Annotated in this window: 17 protein-coding genes and 1 tRNA gene; 13 read left to right on the forward strand and 5 right to left on the reverse strand. The window is 37.2% G+C overall.

From position 1 onward, the window contains the following. Positions 1 to 872 precede the first annotated feature (872 nt). The 3 genes from WCP76_RS02950 to WCP76_RS02960 are packed head-to-tail and all read right to left on the reverse strand — an operon-like array spanning position 873 to position 4245. A complete protein-coding gene (locus WCP76_RS02950) occupies positions 873 to 2534 on the reverse strand; it encodes an electron transfer flavoprotein-ubiquinone oxidoreductase (RefSeq protein WP_336294203.1) in 1662 nt (553 codons plus the stop codon). Positions 2535 to 2537: 3 nt separating this feature from the next. Next, positions 2538 to 3458, reverse strand: a complete 921-nt coding sequence (locus tag WCP76_RS02955; RefSeq protein ID WP_336294204.1) for an electron transfer flavoprotein subunit alpha/FixB family protein — start codon at positions 3456 to 3458, stop codon at positions 2538 to 2540. A gap of 40 nt (positions 3459 to 3498) precedes the next feature. Continuing rightward, on the reverse strand, positions 3499 to 4245 hold the full coding sequence (locus tag WCP76_RS02960) for an electron transfer flavoprotein subunit beta/FixA family protein (RefSeq protein WP_336294205.1): 747 nt from the start codon (positions 4243 to 4245) through the stop codon (positions 3499 to 3501). Positions 4246 to 4740: 495 nt separating this feature from the next. On the opposite strand from WCP76_RS02960, the gene WCP76_RS02965 reads away from it, so the two are divergent. From WCP76_RS02965 to WCP76_RS03015, 11 genes are all read left to right on the forward strand, one after another. Next, positions 4741 to 5532 (forward strand): hypothetical protein, encoded by a 792-nt coding sequence (locus WCP76_RS02965; RefSeq protein ID WP_336294206.1) that lies wholly within the window; start codon positions 4741 to 4743, stop codon positions 5530 to 5532. A 184-nt stretch (positions 5533 to 5716) separates the two neighbouring features. Continuing rightward, positions 5717 to 6637, forward strand: a complete 921-nt coding sequence (locus WCP76_RS02970) for a sulfite exporter TauE/SafE family protein (RefSeq protein WP_336294207.1) — start codon at positions 5717 to 5719, stop codon at positions 6635 to 6637. A gap of 2 nt (positions 6638 to 6639) precedes the next feature. Continuing rightward, positions 6640 to 7449 carry a TIGR02186 family protein gene (locus WCP76_RS02975; RefSeq protein WP_336294208.1) on the forward strand — a complete coding sequence of 270 codons (810 nt, stop codon included), beginning with the start codon at positions 6640 to 6642 and terminating at the stop codon, positions 7447 to 7449. 661 nt (positions 7450 to 8110) lie between these two features. Then, entirely contained in the window at positions 8111 to 9538 is a 1428-nt protein-coding gene (gene xseA, locus WCP76_RS02980; RefSeq protein WP_336294320.1) for an exodeoxyribonuclease VII large subunit, read from the forward strand. Continuing rightward, positions 9516 to 10142: a DNA-3-methyladenine glycosylase I gene (locus WCP76_RS02985; RefSeq protein ID WP_336294209.1), complete on the forward strand. Its 627-nt coding sequence runs from the start codon at positions 9516 to 9518 to the stop codon at positions 10140 to 10142. The genes xseA and WCP76_RS02985 overlap by 23 nt, the downstream gene beginning before the upstream one ends. 1070 nt (positions 10143 to 11212) lie before the next feature. Beyond that, complete coding sequence (locus WCP76_RS02990) at positions 11213 to 12838, forward strand: ABC transporter substrate-binding protein (RefSeq protein ID WP_336294210.1); 1626 nt, start codon at positions 11213 to 11215, stop codon at positions 12836 to 12838. A gap of 357 nt (positions 12839 to 13195) precedes the next feature. Next, positions 13196 to 14830, forward strand: a complete 1635-nt coding sequence (locus WCP76_RS02995) for an ABC transporter substrate-binding protein (protein ID WP_336294211.1) — start codon at positions 13196 to 13198, stop codon at positions 14828 to 14830. A gap of 94 nt (positions 14831 to 14924) precedes the next feature. Then, a complete protein-coding gene (locus WCP76_RS03000; RefSeq protein WP_336294212.1) occupies positions 14925 to 16001 on the forward strand; it encodes an ABC transporter permease in 1077 nt (358 codons plus the stop codon). Continuing rightward, a complete protein-coding gene (locus WCP76_RS03005) occupies positions 15998 to 16927 on the forward strand; it encodes an ABC transporter permease (protein ID WP_336294213.1) in 930 nt (309 codons plus the stop codon). The genes WCP76_RS03000 and WCP76_RS03005 overlap by 4 nt, the downstream gene beginning before the upstream one ends. After that, the gene (locus WCP76_RS03010) at positions 16920 to 17795 is read left to right on the forward strand and encodes an ABC transporter ATP-binding protein (protein ID WP_336294214.1); all 876 of its coding nucleotides are present in this window, start codon (positions 16920 to 16922) and stop codon (positions 17793 to 17795) included. Before WCP76_RS03005 ends, WCP76_RS03010 begins: the two co-directional genes overlap by 8 nt. Then, positions 17792 to 18574 carry an ABC transporter ATP-binding protein gene (locus WCP76_RS03015; RefSeq protein WP_336294215.1) on the forward strand — a complete coding sequence of 261 codons (783 nt, stop codon included), beginning with the start codon at positions 17792 to 17794 and terminating at the stop codon, positions 18572 to 18574. Before WCP76_RS03010 ends, WCP76_RS03015 begins: the two co-directional genes overlap by 4 nt. Before the next feature lie 525 nt (positions 18575 to 19099). On the opposite strand, the gene WCP76_RS03020 is transcribed toward WCP76_RS03015, so the two are convergent. Continuing rightward, a tRNA-Met gene (locus WCP76_RS03020) sits at positions 19100 to 19173 on the reverse strand. Positions 19174 to 19345: 172 nt separating this feature from the next. Between WCP76_RS03020 and WCP76_RS03025 the strand changes: the two genes are divergently transcribed. After that, complete coding sequence (locus tag WCP76_RS03025; RefSeq protein ID WP_336294216.1) at positions 19346 to 20302, forward strand: Gfo/Idh/MocA family protein; 957 nt, start codon at positions 19346 to 19348, stop codon at positions 20300 to 20302. A 51-nt stretch (positions 20303 to 20353) separates the two neighbouring features. Continuing rightward, positions 20354 to 21472 (forward strand): DegT/DnrJ/EryC1/StrS family aminotransferase, encoded by a 1119-nt coding sequence (locus WCP76_RS03030; protein ID WP_336294217.1) that lies wholly within the window; start codon positions 20354 to 20356, stop codon positions 21470 to 21472. Between the two features lie 216 nt (positions 21473 to 21688). Here the strand turns inward: WCP76_RS03030 and WCP76_RS03035 are convergent, their stop codons facing one another. Next, positions 21689 to 22342 (reverse strand): hypothetical protein, encoded by a 654-nt coding sequence (locus WCP76_RS03035; protein ID WP_336294218.1) that lies wholly within the window; start codon positions 22340 to 22342, stop codon positions 21689 to 21691. Positions 22343 to 22364 lie beyond the last annotated feature (22 nt).

A 22364-nucleotide genomic window follows, 5' to 3' on the forward strand; every position in this document is an offset into this window, starting at 1 on the left:
AATATTTTCTTCTGATCTCCATGAGAATGATATTGTTGTGTTCGTTTAGTCTTGTGTGAATACAGATTTACAAAATTATCTACCATATATTGAAGAGCGAACAGCGTGATATTCAGGATTTTCTATAGTAATAGATTGATTTATAAGGATAAGTCTTTCTCTTAACTTGAGTGAAAGCACTGAATACCGCAAGCTTTTTTAATATTTTGTATTCTGGATAAAAAAACGTTTTCTTTTATGTCACAAGATAGAGCAACATATGAATAAATCATGTAAGAGGGAGATAAAATATATGCCTCTTATAAACTGACTTGATGCAAGAGCAAGAGTAAAAACTGGGAATTGGTAAATAGAATAATAACGCTTTCACACCTTCATAAATTTAAAGATAGGAGTACTAAATAGATTTTGTATTATAGCATTCATAAAAAGTGCTAAAAAATAGATTTTGAACCTTGTAGAGATTTTTTCTAAAGTAAGTTGGCGAATGAGCAGCATAATGGCATGCTGTTTTCGTGGTGGAAAGGATGAGAAAAGCAAAGGCGTAGGTATTTTTTCATTATTTTAAAAATAGTACCATAAATGCTTTTGAATGTTATAAAACTGAATTGAAACGGTAAAGCATTTTAGTTATTGCTGCGATTTTTATATATAAAAAGTTTTTTAATAACAGAATTTTATGGATTGCTTTTAATGAAAAAAGTTATGTATTCGTAAAAGTATTTTATGGCAGAAGTAACGGTTTAAGGTGTTTCATTTTCATATTGTGGAAAAACGCATGCATTGAAGATATAGAACGAGATCCTGTTTTGAAAGAACGCGCTTTTATCGATTAAATTTTGTGAGTCCTAATTTTAGTATAATGAACAAAATTACATATGGAGATAGAGTGGTCCCTCACCGCCTTGCGGACAAGTCCAATTTATATTCTGATTAGGATCTTTTATGTCGCAGGTTTTACAATGTATGCAGTTCGAGGCGTTAATAACATAGGTTTTGTGATCATTATGACTTAGCCACTCGTAGACTGCGGCAGGGCAATAGCGTGTGGAAGGTCCTCCATAGATTGCGTATTCTGAGTCTTTTTGTTTTTCTAATGAAGCTATTTTTAAATGGCAAGGTTGGTTTTCTTCATGGCGTGTATTTGAAAGCGCAACACTAGAAAGGCGATCAAAGGTTACAATACCGTCTGGCTTTGGATAAGCAATGGGTTGAAATTTTTCTGCTGGTTCAAGACATGCATAATCTTCTTTTCCGTGAGAGAGTGTTTTAAATAAGGAAAATCCAAACAACTGTTGCCACCACATATCAAAGCCGGCAAGCTTAATTCCATATTTTGTGCCGAATTTTTCCCAGAGTGGTTTGACGTTGCGTGCTTTATAAAGATCTTTGCCAATAGGACCTTTTCGCCATTGTTCTTCTATTTCTTCGACTTCATCATGAGCGCGACCTTGTGCAAGAGCTGTGGCGATTTTATTAGCTGCCAATATGCCAGATAATACAGCATTGTGTGATCCTTTGATACGAGGGACATTAACAAAACCAGCAGCACAGCCAATGAGTGCTCCACCGGGAAAGGTAAGTTTTGGTACAGACTGCCACCCACCTTCGCTGATAACGCGAGCACCGTAAGCAAGGCGTTTTGCGTCTTTGAGGATTTCATATAATTTGGGATGCGTTTTAAAACGTTGAAATTCTTCAAAGGGAGAGAGGTAAGGATTTTTATAGTCCAAGTGTACAACGAGACCAACAGAAATTAAATTGTTTTCTTGGTGGTAAAGAAAACCTCCACCACCAGTATTATTATCTAGTGGCCATCCGGTAAAATGTTGAACTAAACCTGGCTTATGCTTTGTATTATAAACCTTCCAGAGCTCTTTAATGCCGATACCAAATTTTTGTGGTTCGCGGCCTTGACTGAGGTCAAATTTTTGTATCAGCTGTTTTGCAATTGAGCCACGCGCCCCTTCGGCAATTAGAGTATATTTTGCCAGTAAAACCATTCCTGGCATATAATTTTCTCCAGGGGTTCCATCTTTTTTTAGCCCCATATCATCTGTGAGAACACCGATGATAGCTCCTTTATCGTTTTGTATTGTGTGCGATACAGAAAAACCAGGATAAATCTCAACGCCGAGTGCTTCTGCTTTTTTGCTAAGCCAGCGGCAAACATCTCCAAGTGATGCTATATAGCAACCATCATTTGATAAAATTTTTGGACGAAATATATTGGGAAATCTTGTGGCGTGTTTTGGCTTTAGAAAAAAAAATTGGTCACTGGTGACAGGCGTTTTGAATGGGTGATTGTGCTCATTTTTCCATTCTGGTAAGAGGGTATCAATGCCGATAGGGTCAATAACTGCACCAGAGAGAATGTGAGCACCGACTTCAGCGCCTTTTTCAATGATTGTAATAGAAAGTTCAGGATTAATTTGTTTTAAGCGAATTGCCGCAGAAAGTCCTGCAGGTCCTGCTCCGACAATCACTATGTCAAACTCCATACTTTCACGTTGGTTATGCAAAGGTAAATTCATGGCTTATAAAGCTCTCTCTAATTCCGGAATAATTTCGTGAAGATCGCCTATAAGAGCATAATCAGCAATTTGCATGATAGGGGCTTCTTCATCTTTATTAATGGCTACAATAACTTGTGCATCCATTATACCGGCTAGATGCTGAATTGCACCGGAAATGCCGACGGCAATGTAAAGCTCGGGGGCAACAACTTTTCCTGTTTGTCCAATTTGCCAATCATTTGGAGCATAGCCTGCATCAACTGCTGCGCGGCTAGCACCTAAGGCAGCTTTAAGTTTGTTTGCAAGGGGTAAAAGGCACGCCATAAACTGCTCTCGTGAACCAAGACCACGTCCGCCTGATATAATAACACGTGCCGAAGTAAGATCGGGGCGATTGCTTTTGCTTGTTTCTGCTTTTATGAAAGTAGAAAGGTTTGGATTGGGGGCTGGCATTATTGTTTTAATGGGGGCAGAGTTATTTTGGAAAGGGGCCGGTCTGAAAGAGGCTGTACGAACTGTTATAACTTTTTTATGGTCGTTACTACGTACAGTTTCAACTGCATTCCCTGCATAAATTGGTCGTTTGAAAGTATCGGGTGCAAGAACGGCAATAATGTCTGAAATTTGCATAAGATCAAGAAGAGCAGCTACGCGTGGCATCACATTTTTGCCGCTACTGGTAGATGGAGCCATGATTACATCATAATCAATAGCTAACTTAACAATTGTATTTGCCATAGGTTCGGCTAGTTGCTGTGCTAAATAATCAGCTTCCGCGATGAGGACTTGTCGCACCCCAGTGAGTTTGGCACAGTTTTCAGAAAGTTGTTGAATCTTTGTTCCACAAACTAAAATATCGACAGTATCGCTTATTTCTTGAGCTGCGGTGAGTGTTTTTGCAGTTTCTTCGGTATTATGTGCGGCTAACAAAAGAATTGCCATAAGTTTTTACCTCTTTAATTTTATGCCTTGGTTATAGAGCTTAAATGTGATTTTTTTGCTTTAGTGCATTGACAAGCTCTGTTACATTAGCCACTTTGGTACCAGATTTGCGGGGTTTTGGCTCTGCAACGCTCAAGACTGTTAGACGTGTTCGCGTATCTATACCAAGATCAGCAAGTGCTTTTTTTTCAATAGATTTCTTTTTTGCCTTCATGATATTTGGCAATGAAATGTAACGCGGTTCATTTAACCGTAGATCAGCGGTCATAACTATGGGAAGGGGTAGAGAAAGAGTTTGTGTGCCATCATCTACTTCGCGAGTAACAACAGCGTGTCCATTTTCTATGTTGAGACATGAGACAAAAGTTGCTTGTCCCCAACCAAGAAGAGCTGCTAGCATTTGTCCAGTTTGATTGCTATCGTCATCAATGGCTTGCTTTCCTAAAAAGACCATATCTGGCTTTTCTTCGTGAACGATAACTTTCAGAATCTTAGCAATTACTAAGGGTTCAAGTACTTTTTCCGTTGTGACAAGGATAGCGCGATCGGCGCCCATTGCAAGTCCTGTGCGTAAGGTTTCTTGTGCTGCTTCAGGCCCAATTGAAACAACAACAACTTCTGAAACTTTTCCAGATTCTTTCTGGCGAATTGCTTCTTCCACGGCGATTTCATCAAAAGGGTTCATAGACATTTTTACATGGGAAAGATCAACACCTGTGCTATCTGGTTTGACGCGTATTTTGATGTTATAATCAACAACACGTTTGACAGCGACAATTATCTTCATGATGATCCTCCTTATTTGTATGGTTACAAGTTTATAATAATAACCACAAGAAACCAAATCGTTTAGAACTAAATTGTACTTATAGCTGGTTTTCTCATTATATAAGCTTTCTCACATTTGTTGGTACTCTTTTATCGTTATTTCTAATATACATTGTATTATGCTTCTTTTTTTACGTTAATAATTGCTTTCTTTGCTTGAACAAAAAGTAAAAACAGTAGTGTAGGTTATGAAGATATTATTTTTTGTTGCACATGCTCAACTTATAATGGGAGCAATAGCTATTTCATGTCATGGCAAAATGCTGAAAAAACAAAGAAGTGATGTTCTGATTAAAACCTTGAGAGCAACAAATTTAAATGTCGCTTTTTTAAATATTTTTAGAAATTCTTAAAGCTCTATTTACTAAAATAGGGCACATTTCTTAATTCATTGCAATTTTTTGCAAACATTAATGAGGCGTAGTGTTGTTAAATACAATGAGGGGTAGAGCTTTTGAATACGAAGAGTCATACTACAAAGCAGATGAAGAATGATAAGTCTTCTTTTTTTGCTGTTGAGCAAAAGGAGAAGGCGGATACGCCGATTGAAGTAACGATGTCGGACATTGCTAAAAGATTACGCTCTGTTTATGCACAAATGCAAATGAAGTATTCGCCTCGCCATTTAACGTCGCAAAGCTCTATAATAGAAGAGAATTTAAAATCTTACTTAGATGACATTAGTCGGGCAATTTTGGTTGAGCACTATACACGCTGCCAAAAAGAAAAAAAGCTTTTTGAATATTTAGAGCAGATTAAAACTCTTGTTCAAAGTCTGCATAGCGAAAAAAAAATCCTAGAAGAAGCGTCGGTAACCCGGCGTACGCTTCGTCTAAAACCTTCTGATTCTGTTGTGCAGCACCTTGCTCATATGGAATGTGAGGGCAATCAAGAACGAGCTTCGTTTCAAGAGGCACAAAACTTTTCAGCACAAAACAATATAACTCCAATTTCAACACATGCTAAGAATAATGTGCTAGAAGAGGGTACAGGCACTTTGCACATAAATGCCATGAAGCCTTCTTTTAAAAACATTAAGGATTCTGTGGAGCGCTCTGCAGTAGAAAAAAAATGCTCTGATGTTCAAGCAGTTGGTCATAGCATTGGGGATGATCAGTCTCCTTCCTTAAGTACAGAGTCTATAGGATTTTCCTTTTTTTCACGTTATCTTGTTAAAAAAATTTTTCTTTATTTTTTAATCATTGTCTTTATGGCAGCAATAGCGTTATCTCTCATGAATTTTTAATAGGAGTTCGTTTTTTTAAATTTTATGATATTAAGTTAATAAATGTAGAGTATTGCGTGTTTCTCATTTTGCCAAGATGCTATGCCCAGCAGCTAAAATTGTCCTTTTGAAAACGCAAGAAAGACTATTGGAGAGAAGCCTCTCAAATTATCTAGAAAACTCAATTATCTTGAAGGTTCTGTAAGTGAGTATTTATTTACCAATTGCTGAAATGTCGCTCAATATGCTGATCTTGATTGGTATGGGAATCATTGCTGGTTTTTTTTCAGGTCTTTTTGGGATTGGTGGTGGTTTTATTATCACACCTTTATTGATTTTTTATAATATTCCTCCTGTTATTGCTGTTGGAACGGGAGCCACCCAGATGATTGCAGCATCGGTGGCGGGGGCGATTACACATTTTAGAAGACGCACTCTTGACGTAAAACTTGGTATTCTTTTAGCCATTGGAGGGGGAACTGGTTCTTTTATCGGGATCCAGATTTTTTCTTTCCTGAAAAAATTAGGTCAATTAGACTTAATAATTTCGCTTCTTTATGTGATTCTTCTTGGGAGCATAGGAAGTTTGATGATTATTGAAAGTTGGTGTGATATGGTGCGTCAGCGCAAGGCGGAAAAAGTCAATATTCGTCTTGCCGGCAGGCATAATTGGATCCATCGCTTGCCGTTTAAAATGCGTTTTCGGGCATCAAAGCTGTATGTCAGTATTATTCCAGTTTTAGGGATTGGATTAATTGTTGGGTTGCTATCTTCTATTATGGGAATTAGTGGGGGGTTCTTTACGATACCAGCACTGATTTATCTGCTGCGTGTTCCAACAAGTGTGGTGATCGGAACTTCACTTTTTCAGATTACATTTGTATCCTCTTTTACCACCGTTTTGCAAAGTGTGACTAATCAGTCTGTTGATATTGTTTTGGCTTTTTTGCTGATGCTTGGAGGAAGTATTGGTGCGCAATATGGAGCACGGGCTGGACGAAAGTTAAAAGCTGAACAATTGCGTATGGCGCTTGCATTTTTAGTGTTGATTATGTGTATGCGTCTTGCTTTTCAGTTATTTGTGCGCCCTGATAATCTTTTTTCTCTGGATATTCTTATGAGATAAAAATGGGTAGATTATTTTCTTTATGGATCATTTCTGCTTGCTTTTTCGTAGTCTCTTTTCCTACGTGGGCATATGTTGGTGCAAAAGCTGCATTCATTGATCAAGTTAATCACGAAACTATCCAAATTATCGTCACAACAAATAGGGTTACGGTCGATACACATTTCGAAGGTTGTGATCTTTATATTGCTGGTGTTTTGGAAAATGTAGATCCATTATACTCTCGACAGAATGGTTATGATATTGTGGTTAGTTTAGAGGGACAAACCCGGCCTATGGTTATACGAGAAAAAAAACGTAATGCTGGAGTTTGGGTTAACGCAGATTCTCTTGTTTTTGAAAATGTTCCTCTCTTTTATTATGTTGTTACAACGCGTGAGATTGATGCTATTACTAGCGTTGCGACTTATAAACGCTTAGGTTTAGGATTATCCCATTTGTTGCCGCAGACGAATGAACAGGATCAGAAGAAAATACAAATTTTTCGCGATGAACTTATAAAATTGCAAAGGGCCAAAAACCTTTATAATGAGGAAGTGGGCGGTGTTCGTTTTGGTTCTGGTACACTTTTTACAGCACATTTTCGTTTGCCGGCAAATATTCCCGTTGGACATTATAAGGCTCGTGCTTATCTTTTTCGTGATGGAAAATTTATCGATAGTGCAAGCACGACTCTTGAAATTGTCAAAGCACATATAGCTTATACAATTTTTCAAGCAGCTCACAAATATGGTTTTTTATATGGTATTGTTGCGGTGATTGTGGCTGTTACTACAGGCTTTTTATGCCGCTTGATTTTTAGAAAAGATTAGTGAAAATAAAATGCTACAGCGTTATTTTTATAAGAATACGTAAAAAAGAAAAAATAGGCATAAAAATGATTATTTCCACCGGAGTCATGTAGAAAGGATTGTAAGAATTACAAACCCCTTTTTCCCTAGATATTTAAAAAATTTTATTGTTATGCATACAAAATTTTGTATTACACACTTGGAAAATGCATAAAAAGAGTTGGGCATATTGTTGATTTTGACATATCTTTAAACATATAGCATTCCCGTTGCGTAATTGTGATGGTGCCATTATTATAGAGAAAAGATTTTTTTCCGCTATTTGTTTTTTCTCACTTTTTTTTCGAGTTTACGGCCTTTTAAGGCTGGAGTAACCTCTGTGGCTGTTTCTGAAGCGCGTTCGAGTTCTGTTGCCATTTTTCGAGATATTTTCATAGTGTTTCTTTCATTAACTTGTTGGGCATTCTTTTTTCTAAGAATTTTCCAAGAGACAATTATAAAGGTTCGAGATGATAAGGGCGATTTTTAGCGCGTCGAAGGCCTCTTTAAAGAAGTTAATATGTTGTGTATAGAATGTCATTTCAAGACATTCTATTTTAGAGAAGCATGTCATTCTAATCAAAGATGTGTTTGTGTACATGTTAAAAGAGTGAATATTTCAACTTCTGTGAATTGAAAAATGATGAATTTTTTTGGTGAAAAAGTAGGTGCAACGAACGTTGCAGAATTTAGTGTTTCTGAAATAGCAGGAGCTCTAAAGCGTATTGTTGAAGAAAAGTTTGATTATGTGCGGATACGTGGGGAAATATCAGGCTATCGTGGTGCTCATGCTTCAGGGCATGCCTACTTTGCTTTAAAAGATGATAAGGCGCGGTTGGAGGCTGTTATTTGGCGCAGCGTTATGGAAAAGCTTAAATTCCCTCCGGAAGAAGGAATGGAAGTAATCGCTGTTGGAAAACTTACCACTTATCTGAGGTCATCAAAATACCAAATTATCATTGAAGCACTTGAACCAACAGGGGTTGGCGCTTTAATGACGCTGTTAGAAAATCGCAAGAAGAAGCTCGCAGATGAGGGTTTATTTGATGAGTCCAAGAAGAAACCTTTGCCTTATATGCCCAGAGTTATAGGCGTTGTGACATCGCCAACAGGTGCTGTCATTCGCGATATTATTCATCGTATATCAGATCGTTTTCCATTACATATTTTGGTTTGGCCTGTGCGTGTTCAAGGGGAGACAAGTGGGAGGGAAGTGGCTGATGCTGTTGAAGGTTTTAATGCTCTTCCTTTAGGAGGTATTATTCCTAAACCTGATCTTATTATTGTTGCACGGGGAGGAGGAAGTTTAGAAGATTTGTGGGGATTTAATGACGAAGCTGTTGTTCGTGCTGTTTATGCATCTACACTTCCGGTTATCTCTGCTGTTGGGCATGAAACGGATTGGACTTTGATTGATTATGTCGCTGACTGGCGCGCTCCAACTCCTACAGGCGCAGCAGAAAAGGCTGTTCCCGTTAAGTTTGATCTCGAAGTGGAAGTGGCCTCGCTTGGTGCACGTTTACGCAAAGGGTTAGCGCGTTATTTTGATTTTCATCAACAAAAATTGCGTGCTGTGACCCGAGGACTTTTAACTGTCGACCAACTTTTTTCTCTACCACGGCGTGGTTTTGATGAAATTTCAAGTCGATTGCAGCGTGCTCTTCACGTAAGTTTTGATAAACAACGTTTTTGTTTTTATGCGGTTGGTGCACGTTTTTCGCTACGATTATTAAATGTTGAACATGCCAAGCAAAATACCATAGAATATACTATCCGTCTCCATCGTGCTTTTTTGCGCAGCGTTGAAAAACAACGTGCTCAGGCAGAGTTATCATTCAGACTTTTAAGAAGTGCTTCATACCAAAGTATTTTAGAGCGTGGTTTTGTTTTGGCTTTGGAGCAAAATGATAAACCTATTAAACGGTTAGTAAAACTTCCAAAAACAGGATCAATAAAATTGCGTTTTTTTGACGGTGAAATTAGTGTTTCAACACAAAATCATGTTTCCGGTCGATCTCTAAAATCTAAACGAATAAAATCAAAACAAGATGGTCAAGACACACTCTTTTAGTGAGGTAAATGTAGTGCTTAGTGAAGGGCTTCTTATGGGGGCAGATGGAAAGGTTCGTTGTTCGTGGGCAGGAACTGATCCGCTTTATTGTGCTTATCATGATAATGAATGGGGCAAGCCTGTTTTTGATGATCGCTGTTTATTTGAGAAGATCTGCCTTGAAAGTTTTCAAGCAGGACTTTCTTGGTTAACAATTTTAAAAAAAATCTCCTCTTTTAGAAATGCGTTTGATCACTTTGACTTTGAAAAAATTACCCACTACGATAAAGTAAAGGTGAAAATATTAATGCAAAATAAAGACATTGTTCGTCATAAAGGAAAAATTCTATCAGTGATTAATAATGCCGTAAAAGCAACGGAAATCGTTGCGGAATGGGGCAGCTTGTCTCATTATTTTTGGTCTTTTCAGCCACCGCAGTCTGAGCGTCATGAAAAGGTAAATTTTCAAATATTGCGGGATAATCCTATGACGCCTTCTTCTGTGCGTCTTGCGACAGATTTAAAAAAACGTGGTTGGATATTTGTGGGGCCGATTACTTGTTACGCTTTTATGCAGGCAATAGGGATTGTTAATGATCATATTGAAGGGTGTTTTTGTCGTTAAATTTTGGGCTTATTCGTGTATATGCTGTTCTATTTTTGAAGTATGGTCATGAGTTATCTTGGCCAGATGTTCTGTTTTCAAGTGATTGTTAATTAAGTAAAAAATTAAAAAACCATAATGAAAAATTATGCTCAATTACTTAGAATATGTGTATGATGCTTTATTATCTGATAGCTTTCCTCTAATAGTGGTTTGTTATATGTGTGAGTTTTGTCTTCTAAAGAAGTAGGCGGAAGCGAGAAAGGTTTTTTATCTGCTGTAATGCTTAGTTAAATCTTTAATATTTTCCATTGAATCTAAGGATATTGGTATTATTGTGAATTTTTTGGATGCCCAAAGCGGTGGTAAAAGTCGCAGTTTAAGAAAAGTTTATCTTCAGCTATGTTTTTGTGCGAGGCAAGTGTGGTGGATTTTATTTTTGTTAGTGGAAGATGTATGTTTAATTATGTGCTCTCTTGTCAGGCGTGATGTTTTTTGAAGATAGTGTCTTTCTAGAAAGATGATATCTGAAAAATTGGTATTTTTTGCTCCGATTTTTTCTTATCATATTACCTACTGTTTAAGGTTAAGGTATTGTTTTATATTTAGTTTTTAAAAGGTTAGATGATTTTAATCGCGGTATGTTTTTGAAAAAAGATATTTTTATGCTTCACCAACTGTTTAATTTAATTACGTTAATGAGGGAGGGAGAGTGTTCGCGCTTTAAGATTGGATATTTAGGAGCGCAATTATTTTTTTGATGTAGTTTAAGGAAATGGGATGATAAGTTATAAATTTTCATGTGATAATTTTATTCATGGCTTTCAGATTCAATGATTAGCCTAAGGGGATAATTTTCTTGTTTCAGTGAATAATGGGTGTTATGTGTTGTCGTGTGGGTAAAATTTAGCAGCATATGAGCTGTAGGGTGTGCGCTTTTACGGTTTTATTAGGGCATCAACAAACAGATTAAACAATGGAATAAATATGTGTAGGTCGTTAGATCGTTTTTATTCAGTTTTTTGGTATCGTGAGTTTGTTGTGTCATTTTAAAATGCTGAATCGATAAAAATATTACAAAGGAAAAATTGATGAGTTTTAAGAGAAAATTATTGAGGAGTAGTGGTTCTTTTATTTCTGCTCTTATTGCCGTAAGTGCCTCTTTGCAACAACTATCCGCAAAAACCCCTGTTGATACACTCGTGATGGCTTGGAGTATTGATAGTATTGTTACATTTGATCCAGCGCAAATCAATGAAGTTGTTCCAGCTGAAATTATTGAGAATACTTGTGATGCTTTGGTTAGTACTGCTCAAGATGATGCCGTTACAATAGTTCCGTCTCTGGCAGAAAGTTGGGAGGTTTCAGGGGATAGTAAAAGTACGACGATTACTTTCCACTTGCGTGATGGCTTGAAGTTTAATGATGGTCGTCCTGCAAATGCTTATGACCTTCTTTGGAGTATGAAGCGGGTTGTTAAATTGAATATGGCTAATGCTGGGACATTTAGTGATTATGGTATAACAGCTAAAACAGTTGATTCTGCTCTTCAAGCACCAGATGAGAAAACTGTGGTAATGAAATTTGATAAGCCTTACCCAGAAGAGCTTATTCTTAGTAATGTTGCTGCTAGATATGCTACAGCCTTGCTTGATCGCCAAACAATCATGAAGCATGAAAAAGACGGGGATATGGGAAATCGGTATTTGGCTAGCCATGTTGCTTGTGTCGGTCCTTATCAGCTGACAAGTTGGCATCCTGGCGAGGCTATCTTATTGCGTGCAAGTTCTAATTATTGGGGAAAAGCGCCCAAGATCAAGCAGATTTTGATTCGTCATGTTGATGAGTCGGGAACACAACGTTTATTGTTACAAAAAAACGATATTGATGTTGCACGTGGTTTGACATCTGAAGATTTGCTAGATCTTCAAAAAACATCAGATATTAAGGTTGAGAGAGTGTTGGCGCCATCTATAATGTATTGGGGCTTCAATATGACGAATCCTATCTTTGCTAATGAAAAAGTGCGTTTGGCAATGCGCTATCTTATTGATTATGAAGGTCTTGCAAAGACAACTCTCAAGGGATTTGCTATTCCGCGTGCAAGTTTCCTTCCTCTTGGAACTTTAGGGGCTTTAGATGAACAAGAAGGACAACCCTTTAAAGTTGATTTTCAAAAGGCTAAGCAGCTTTTAACCGAGGCAGGTTATCCGAATGGGTTCGAGACAAGTATTCTTGTCGGAGCAACTCTTTTTAATTTGCCGATTGTACAATCTATTCAAGATAATGCTGCAAAGGTTGGTGTGAATTTGAAAATTGAACGCTTAGGAGGTGCGCAATTATTTTCAAAAATTTATGCACGTTCTTTTGAGACTGCTTTTGTTGGATGGAATAATGACTCTGCGGATCCTCATACAATGGCTTTACGTCTTATTTACAATTCCGATAATCGACCTGAAGCTAGAAATACAGCGTATCCCAGCTGGCAAAACGGGTACTATGATGCAAATATGAATCAGAAAGTGACGGATGCATTATTTGAAAAGGATTCTAAAAAACGGGCACAGAAATATGCTGAATTGCAGCGAGAGCTTATGAAAACAGGGCCATATGCATTTATTTATCAAAGATATAGTGTTGTTGCTATGTCACCTGTTGTTAAAAAATGGGTATGGAATAATGCTCCGCGTATTTTTTATAGTGTAATTGAGAAATAAAGGTGTATTTAAGTTCCTTTACTATAAAGAAATCCTGGTTATGATATAGGTACGACGCTGTTTCCCCTGCATGAGAGTGCTTTTAAACCCATCTAAGAGACGAAACTGCAGGGGAGTTACTATAAGTGGAATTAAGTATAGTTTGTGGTATGCTATGTAGTCTATATTTGTAATCATGAGAATTCATATTTGAAAAGGCAGGGGAGGTATCTCAATTTGTAGATTAAAGATTGAGAATATATTTTGCGAAAATTAAGCAGGAAATTCTATGATTATGTTTTGGGGGGCAATAGAAAAATTAGAATTGCTTTGTGTAAAAAATGTTTTCAAAAATAAAATGCAAAGTAGAGGAATAAAATGAAAAAAAGCAAAACGTTAAAGAGGCTTTATCTTTTATTAGGGGTGACAAGTTTTTTTAATGGATTCATATCATCAGCATTAAGTGCACCACAAAAAAGTGCATTGGTGATGGCTTGGAATATTGATTCAATTAGCAGTTTTGATCCCGCGCAATCACTTGAGATTGTAACAAGTGAAATATTGATGAATATGTGTAGTGCATTGGTGCAATATGATAAATCTGATTCTGCAAAAATTCGTCCTGCAATGGCTCAATCTTGGGATGTTTTAGATGATGGAAAAAGAATTATTTTTCATCTTCGTGATGATTTAAAGTTTGATGATGGAAGAGTGGCGACAGCGCAAGATCTTGCATGGTCAATGCGACGTATTGTTAAATTAGGATTTAATTTTGCTCAGTCTTTTATAGCCTATGGGTTTACAAAAGATAATATAGATACAAGTATTCAAGCTTTAGATGATAAAACTCTTCAATTAAAATTGGATAAACCTTATCCTATTCATCTTATATTGATTGTTATCGGGCAATCTTATGCTTCTGCTTTACTCGATCGGAAAATAATTGAGGCGAATAGTGTTAATGGTGATATGGGTAATAAATATTTAGCAACCCATTCGGCTTGCGTTGGTCCTTATAAATTAGTGCGCTGGAATCCGGGAGACAGAGTCGTATTACAAGCAGCTAAACATTATTGGGGAGAAGCTCCAAAAATACAGAAGATTGTAATACGTCATGTCGCTGAGTCAACGAGTCAGAGATTGCTTTTGGAAAAAGGTGATGTGGACGTAGCGCGCGATTTTTCTTCAGAGGATATTTTGAGCATTGAAAAGCAGAACGGTCCTATCAGAATTAGCCGTGTTTTACGACCACAATCTGTTTATTTCTCGCTGAATAACAAAAATGAAATTTTTGCTAACGAAAAAGTAAGATTAGCATTTCGTTATTTGATTGATTATGAAGGTCTTGGAAAAACTATTTTAAAAGGTATTGCAATTCCACGAGCAAGTTACATACCATTAGGCATTCCGGGGGCTTTGAATGAAGAGCAAGGGTTACCTTTCAGTCTAGATTTAGAAAAAGCAAAGCAGCTTATAAGTGAAGCGGGTTATCCTGATGGTTTTAAAGCTAATCTTTTGGTGAGCAGCCTTTCTTATGCTTCATCTGTTGCACAATCTATCCAGGAAAATGCGCGTAAAATTGGTATTGAGCTTACAATTGAAAAAATGGCACATGCTCAATTGCTAAGTCGTGTTCGTGGTGGAAATTATGATACTGCGGTTATGAGGTGGGGGAGTTCTGACCCTGATGGACATCCTGTTTCATTAAATAGTGTTTTTAATCCTGATCCGACATTTACAAAAACTCATAGCACGAATCTGGCTTGGCGCGCTGGCTATTATGATGCAAAGGCTAATAAAATGGTAATGGATGCATTATTTGAAAAAGATCAAGATAAGCGGATTAAGCAATATAATGCCTTGCAGTATTATATGTTTGAGCATGGTCCCATGGTTTATTTATTTCAGCCGTATTATACTGTTGGTATAGGGCCTACAGTAAAGAATTGGGTTTGGAATAGTTTTAGAATTTACTACAATGATGCAGAAAAGTATGCGCAGTCGTATCAGTAAAGTTGTGTGTAAAGCTTTGTTATAATTTATTTTATTGTGTTGCGGGGGGAAGACTTCGCATTTACTTTTTATCAGTGTGTAGGATCTTATTAAGATGACTTTATCGTGTTTAGAAGCTAATATAGCAACATCACCAAAGAAGAAGAATTTGTACTTATGGGCCTTTTTTTTTAAGACATTTAAGTTGCTTATTTCTGTATTTTTTACGCTTCTTGGTTTAGTGACCATTACTTTTTTTCTTGGTCACATTCTTCCTTTAGATCCTGTTCTTGCTATGCTTGGTGATAATATTAGCCAAGAAGCTTACGATGCCATGTTTTACAAGCTTGGTCTTGATAAGCCATTGATAGTTCAATATTGGAATTATCTTCGCGATGTGTTTTCGCTTAATTTGGGGGATGCGTTAACTTCGGGGCACTCTGTCTTGGAAGATATTACGCGCGTGTTTCCTGCAACGTTAGAGCTTGCAACAATTTCTATTATTATTGGCACGAGTTTGGGTATTCCACTTGGTGTTTTTGCAGCAATGTATCGTGATTCATTTATTGATCATTTTGTTCGTATTTTTACGCTCCTTCGTTACTCAACGCCAATTTTTTGGCTTGGTCTGATGGCATTATTAATATTTTATGCTGAACTTGGTTGGGTTGGTGGTCCAGGGCGGATTGATTTTCTTTATGAATATTCGTTTGAATCTAGGACAGGATTTTTTCTTTTGGATACCGCTTTGCAGGGGCAGTGGGAGGCTTTTTGTAATGCGGTAAGCCACATTATCTTGCCTGCTTTAATTTTGGGTTTCGGTTCTATGGCTTACATTACACGTATGACTCGTGGGTTTATGATTGAACAGCTTAATCAGGAATATATTATTACTGCACGTGTTAAGGGATTATCTTTGATGCGAACGGTTTGGTGTCATGCTTTTCGCAACGCTTCTATTCAGATTATCACTGTTGTTGCACTTTCTTACGCTTCTTTATTAGAAGGTGCTGTTTTAACAGAGACAGTTTTTGCTTGGCCTGGTTTTGGGCGTTACTTGACGAATGCTCTTTTAGCAGGAGATATGAATGCAGTTGTGGGATGCACTTTGCTTATAGGAATTATATTTATAGCTATTAATTTATTTTCTGATTTTCTTTATCGCATACTTGATCCGAGGACACGTTTATGACAAAAAATAATCATCATAAATTGCAATCATCATTTTCTTTGAGATATTGGTTAAATGAACCTGTCCCAAGATCGATAATTCAAGCAAATGTACAAAAAGCTTATTATTCAGCAATAAAATTTTCTCATAATCCTTCTGCTGTATTTGGTTTGATTATCATTCTGGTTATTGCTTTGTGTGCAGTTTTTGCTCCTTGGATTACTTCTTATGATCCTTTTAGTAATGATCTGTTGCATCGATTGCAACCGCCATCTATGCAGCATTATTTAGGAACCGATGAGTTGGGACGTGATATTTTTACCAGAATTATTTTTGGTACGCGTATCACTCTCTATATCGTTTTTCTCACTACAATTATTGTAGGTCCTATAGGATTGATTGTTGGAACTATATCTGGTTATATGGGAGGAGTAGTTGATGCTGTTCTTATGCGTATCGTCGATATTTTTCTTGCTTTTCCAGGTTTGATTCTAGCTCTTGCTTTTTCAGCGGCTTTAGGGCCAGGCATTGAAAATGCAGCTATTGCAATTTCTGTTGCAGCGTGGCCGCCGATAGCACGTTTAGCGCGTGCCGAGACTTTGACTATACGTTCATCTGATTATGTCTCAGCAGTCCGTTTGCAGGGTGCATCTACTTTGAGAATTATTTTATTTCATATTGCGCCTATGTGTATTCCTTCAGTGATTGTTCGGTTAGCATTAGACATGTCTGGAATTATTTTGACGGCTTCTGGTCTTGGTTTTTTAGGGTTAGGTGCTCAACTTCCAAGTCCTGAATGGGGAGCAATGCTTTCGACAGGTCGTGAATTTATGATGACAAGTTGGTGGTTGGCTGCAATACCAGGTTGTGCAATATTGCTTGCAAGCCTTGCTTTCAATCTTTTAGGCGACGGACTTCGTGATGTATTGGATCCACGTAATGGATAAAAATTTATTAGAGATAGAAGATTTACGTATTTCTTTTCCTACAACGCATGGCAATTTAGAGGTTGTGCGTGGTGTTAATTTTTCCATCGGAAAAGAAAAAGTTGGAATTGTTGGCGAATCTGGGTCAGGAAAATCAATGACTGGGCGCGCGATACTAAAATTAAATCCAAAAACAGCAATTATTAAAGCTAAAAAAATGCGCTTTGGTAATGTTGATTTGTTGGCTGCAAGTGAATCTCGGATGCGGACTATCCGGGGGAAGCGTATTTCAATGATTTTACAAGACCCTAAATATTCGCTTAATCCATTAATACGGATTGGGGAACAGATTATGGAGGCCTACCGTATTCATTACCGTGTTTCAAAATCTGATGCGCGTAAAAAAACGATTGCTATGTTAGAATCTGTTTATATCCGTGATCCTGAACATGTGATGCGATTATTTCCTCACGAAATATCAGGCGGTATGGGGCAGCGCGTGATGATTGCGATGATGCTCATTCCTGAGCCTGATTTAATTATTGCAGATGAGCCAACATCTGCACTTGATATTACAGTAAGACGTCAAGTTTTATCAGTGTTGGATAAGCTTGTAACTAAATCTGGAACGGGACTTATTTTCATTAGTCATGATTTGAATATGATTGCGAATTTCTGTGATCGTGTTTTGGTTATGTATGCAGGTCGTGTGTTAGAAGAGTTGCCTGCATGTGACTTGTCTAGTGCTTCTCATCCTTATACTAAAGCTCTATTAGCTAGTTTGCCACGGCTTGATAGTCCTGTTGATGTTTTGGCTGTTCCTGAGCGTGATTCTGATTGGTTGCATAACCCTACGATTGTTAATGGCGTTGAAGGAGCTACTCCATGAGTAATTGTGAGAATATTATTGATGTGTCTAATTTATCTGTAACTTTTGGACATAGGCATAAAGCAGTAACGGTTGTTAAAAATGTCAACTTTCATATTAAGCGTGGTGAAGCTTATGGTTTGATTGGTGAATCAGGATGCGGAAAATCAACTATTTTGAATACACTGGTTGGGCTTATTCCGGATTATAGTGGTCAGTTCATTTTTGATGGACAAGAAGCAGCAAAAAATAGAAACAAGGATTTTTTACGCCGGGTTCAAATGGTTTTTCAAGATCCTTATGCTTCACTTCATCCAAGAAAAATGGTCTATACTGTTCTTTCTGAATCTCTCAAAATCCATAATATGGATAATCCAAAGGAACGGGTGCATGATGCTTTAAATTCTGTTGGTTTAGATTCTTCATTTCTTTACCGTTATCCGCATGAATTGTCTGGAGGGCAACGTCAACGTATTGCTCTTGCACGTGCTTTGGTTATTGAATCAGAGGTTTTATTGCTTGATGAGCCAACATCTGCATTGGATGTGTCGGTACAGGCTGAAATTTTAAATTTGTTGAGATCGTTACGAGAGAAAAAAAAGCTCACTTATTTGATGGTATCCCACGATCTTGCTGTTGTTGCACACATTTGTGAGCGTGTTGGCATTATGCACAAAGGGGTCATTCTTGAGGAGCTCAGCAACGAAAATTTGCGCAATTTGCACGCACAACACGGCTATACAAAGATGTTTTTTGAAGCAAGTATTGAGCCTATTGTTCACAAAGATGAAATGGTATGATAGGTTTTATAGAAGAAAAAATAAAGTTTTTTTGTTTTAAGTTTTTGAGGATGTTCACTATTTTTTCAATTTTGTGCCATTTCTAATAATGGCCTTTTTGATTTTTATCTTTACAGGATAAAAGTATGTAAATTCTTTTTACGCTACACGCTGTTTGGAGATTTTTTCGTTATTTGTGTTCATCATTTTGTGTCAATCTCGATTTGTTTATTTTATAAGGGAGAAGAGTTGAGAACATGCTGCAAAAACAGAAAATGATTAATAGAGTGTAACGGGGTCTGCATAGTTATATAGTTGCAGAGAGGTTGCTTTTTTTCTTTTTTTAAAAAATCAGAAGGAGATAGGGTTATTTTGAGAAATTCTTACGAAAAATTGAGAGACTTAAGATAATTCTTGGAACGTTTTAAAAAAAACTTTTGAAAAAATAAATTAGTACAAAGACTCTTTAAAAACTATACAAAACAGCTTTTAGGCTACACACACTACAGTGCAAGGTCCTCTGAAAACACAACGAAAATAAAACGGTAGCGGAGGAGGGATTTGAACCCCCGACACAAGGATTATGATTCCTCTGCTCTAACCTACTGAGCTACTCCGCCAAGATAGACAAATATGATTACAACTTATCTCATTCTGTACGGGTATAAGAGGTAGAATAGTGAGATGTCAAGCATCGTTTTTACGCTTTTCTCTTGTCATTCTATTTCATCCTCGGTATGGAATGAGTAGAAGTGTATTTTTTTTTATTAATAAGCAGGGTAAAGCATAAAAATGGTGCCACGTGTAGCAGTTTTAGGGTGCGGAAATTGGGGTGAAAATCATATACGAACACTCAAAGGTTTAGGAGTCTTAGTAGCAGTTTCTGATAGGAATGTTGAGCGTGCTGCAGGTTATGCTCGCATGTATGGTGTGGAATCTATTGCTCCGGAAAATCTTTTTACTCGTGAGGATATTGATGCGCTGGTGTTGGCGTTGCCTCCCCAATTCCATACAGAAAATGCAGTACGCGCTTTTAAAAGTGGTAAAGATGTTTTTGTTGAAAAACCAATTGCCTTGAATGTAGAGGATGCTGAATACCAAGTTCAGGTTGCTGCGAAATATGGGCGAATTTTTATGGTAGGTCATATTTTGCGTTTTCACCCTGCTTTTGAAAAAGTATGTGAATTGGTGGAAAAAGGGGAATTAGGGGAGATACGTTATATTTATTCTCATCGATTAGGCTTTGGAAAGTTTCATACACAAAGCGATGCTTTATGGGATCTTGCTCCTCATGATCTCTCTATGATTTTGGCTTTAACAAAATGTGAACCTTCTGAAGTTCGTGGAGAAGGAGCAGCTGTTATTGATCAGCTTTCTGATTTTGCTCATATTCACATGACTTTTCCAAATGGTGTACGTAGTCATCTTTTTACTTCACGCCTTAGTCCATATCGTGAAAGACGTCTAACTGTTGTTGGTACAAAGGCTATGCTCGTTTTTGATGATATAGAACCGTGGAGCCGTAAATTGGCATTGCACCGTTTTTCCGTGTGGAAAGAAAATCAAAAGTGGGCTTTTAGTAATGATAAGCTGGAGTATGTTGATGTTTGTGAGGATTTGCCGCTTACTTGTGAATTACAGCATTTCCTTCATTGTATTGCAATGCGTCAGTCGCCTCGTACAAATGGTGATGATGCGATTGCCGTTTTACGGATTTTAACTGTTGCTAGTGTCAATTATCGTAGATAAAAGGGATAAGTATAGCGTTTTTGCATTATTGTGATGATTAATGGAGTTAATATGCAGTTTATCGACCTTGCAGCGCAGCGCGCACGTATTGAAGACAAAATTAATGCTGCAATTGCGCATGTGGTCGCCAGTGGTAAGTATATTTTGGGACCGAAAGTAACAGAGTTTGAAGAACAATTAGCAGATTATCTTGGTGTTAGGCATGTTATTGCGTGTGCTAATGGAACTGATGCGTTGAAGATGCCTCTTATGGCTAAAAATATTGGTCCGGGAGATGCTGTTTTTTGTCCTAGCTTCACGTTTTCTGCAACTGCTGAAGTTGTCGCTTTGGTAGGAGCTGAACCTGTTTTTGTGGACGTTTTGCCTGATACGTTCAATCTTGATGTTGAAAAACTTTGTGAAGCGATCCAAATGATTAAAAAAGAGGGACGACTCAAACCAAAGGCAATTATTGCTGTTGATTTATTTGGGCTTCCTGCCGATTATGAGGAACTTGCTAAAGTAGCGGTAAAGGAAAATCTTTTTATTGTTGAAGATGCTGCTCAATCGATTGGGGGGAGAAGCGGTAAAATTATGTGTGGGGCGTTTGGTGATGTATCCTCGACAAGTTTTTATCCCGCAAAACCACTAGGGTGTTATGGCGATGGGGGAGCTATGATGACTAATGATGATAGTATGGCAGAGCTTTTGCGTTCTATTCTGTTTCATGGTAAAGGCGAAACACAATACGATAATGTGCGTATCGGTATGAATTCGCGCCTAGATGCAATTCAAGCTGCAATTTTGCTAGAAAAGTTTGCTATCTTTGAAGATGAGATGGAAAAGCGTATGGCAATCGCTCAATATTATTCCGATAATTTAAGGGACATCGTCACAGTTCCGCAAATGATAGAGAATGTTCGTTGTACCTATGCACAATACACTATTAAAGTGAAGAATCGCGACAAATTAAAGGAATACTTACAGAAAAATTCTATTCCCACAATGATTTATTATAAGACTCCATTGCATGAGCAGCCAGCTTATAAAAATTTTCCTTATGTAAAAGGTTCTCTTTCTGTTTCTGAGTCTTTAGTAGATTGTGTTTTAAGTTTACCTATGCATCCTTATTTGACGCAGACCGATCAGGATATGATTATCCAAGGAATAAGAGATTTTTATTGTTTTTGAGATAATATTTTTTATCTTTAAGGCTATTTAACAGTTAGCTTTAATTTTATTATACCTTGGAAAGTATTTTATAGTTGATAACTAAAAAAAATCAGAATTAGCGGCTGTTCTGTTACTATAATTTCTTGGGCATAAAGATCATCTTATATGTTTTTATCAACATGATAACGCAAATGTTTGTCAGTTTAAATATTTATACTAAGTTGTTTTAAAAGATTACTTATGTAAGGAACTTTTTTTTGCGTGGGCTATTTTTTTACGAATACGCGACGCCAAGTCATTTTTTCTTTTGGAGTTTTTGATCAGTGTATTTATGGGTGATATTTCACCTTCCTGTAGCGCTATTTGGGCAGATAATATTGCTGCTAATTCCTTTGTTTCTTCACGCAGTTCATCTAGGAGTTGATGGTTAGCAGCGGTGGCAAGCTCATGAATTTTAATTTTTTGTAAACGTTGCTGATATTGTGCTATTTTTTCGTGCATAATTTTGATTTCCATCATGCAATTATTTGTTACACCGTCATTTTGTTTGATTGTAGAAACTTCTTTTTTTGAGGAATAAGTGTCTTCGGTGCGAAGCGATAATTGATAAAGCTGTCCCATTACTTTGCTAAGTTGTATTTTTTGTTGGGCATATTTTTTTTGTAAAGAGTCGTATTTGTGTTCATTTTGCGCTAATTTTACAGCATGTTGGGCAGAAAGAAAATCGTAATTTGCCTGTATTTCAGTGTGTGATAGTGGAATTTGTGCAGAAACATGTTTATGGGCAAAATGAACGGCTTTGCGCCAAATAAGAGGGGCAAAAATCACAAGTAACCAAGAAATGGAGGCGACTCCAAGAATAAAAAAAAGAAGCGATTGTATAAGCATAAATCTCCTTTTCAATAGGGGT

It is taken from the genome of Bartonella vaga (assembly GCF_037070895.1).
Taxonomy (GTDB): domain Bacteria; phylum Pseudomonadota; class Alphaproteobacteria; order Rhizobiales; family Rhizobiaceae; genus Bartonella.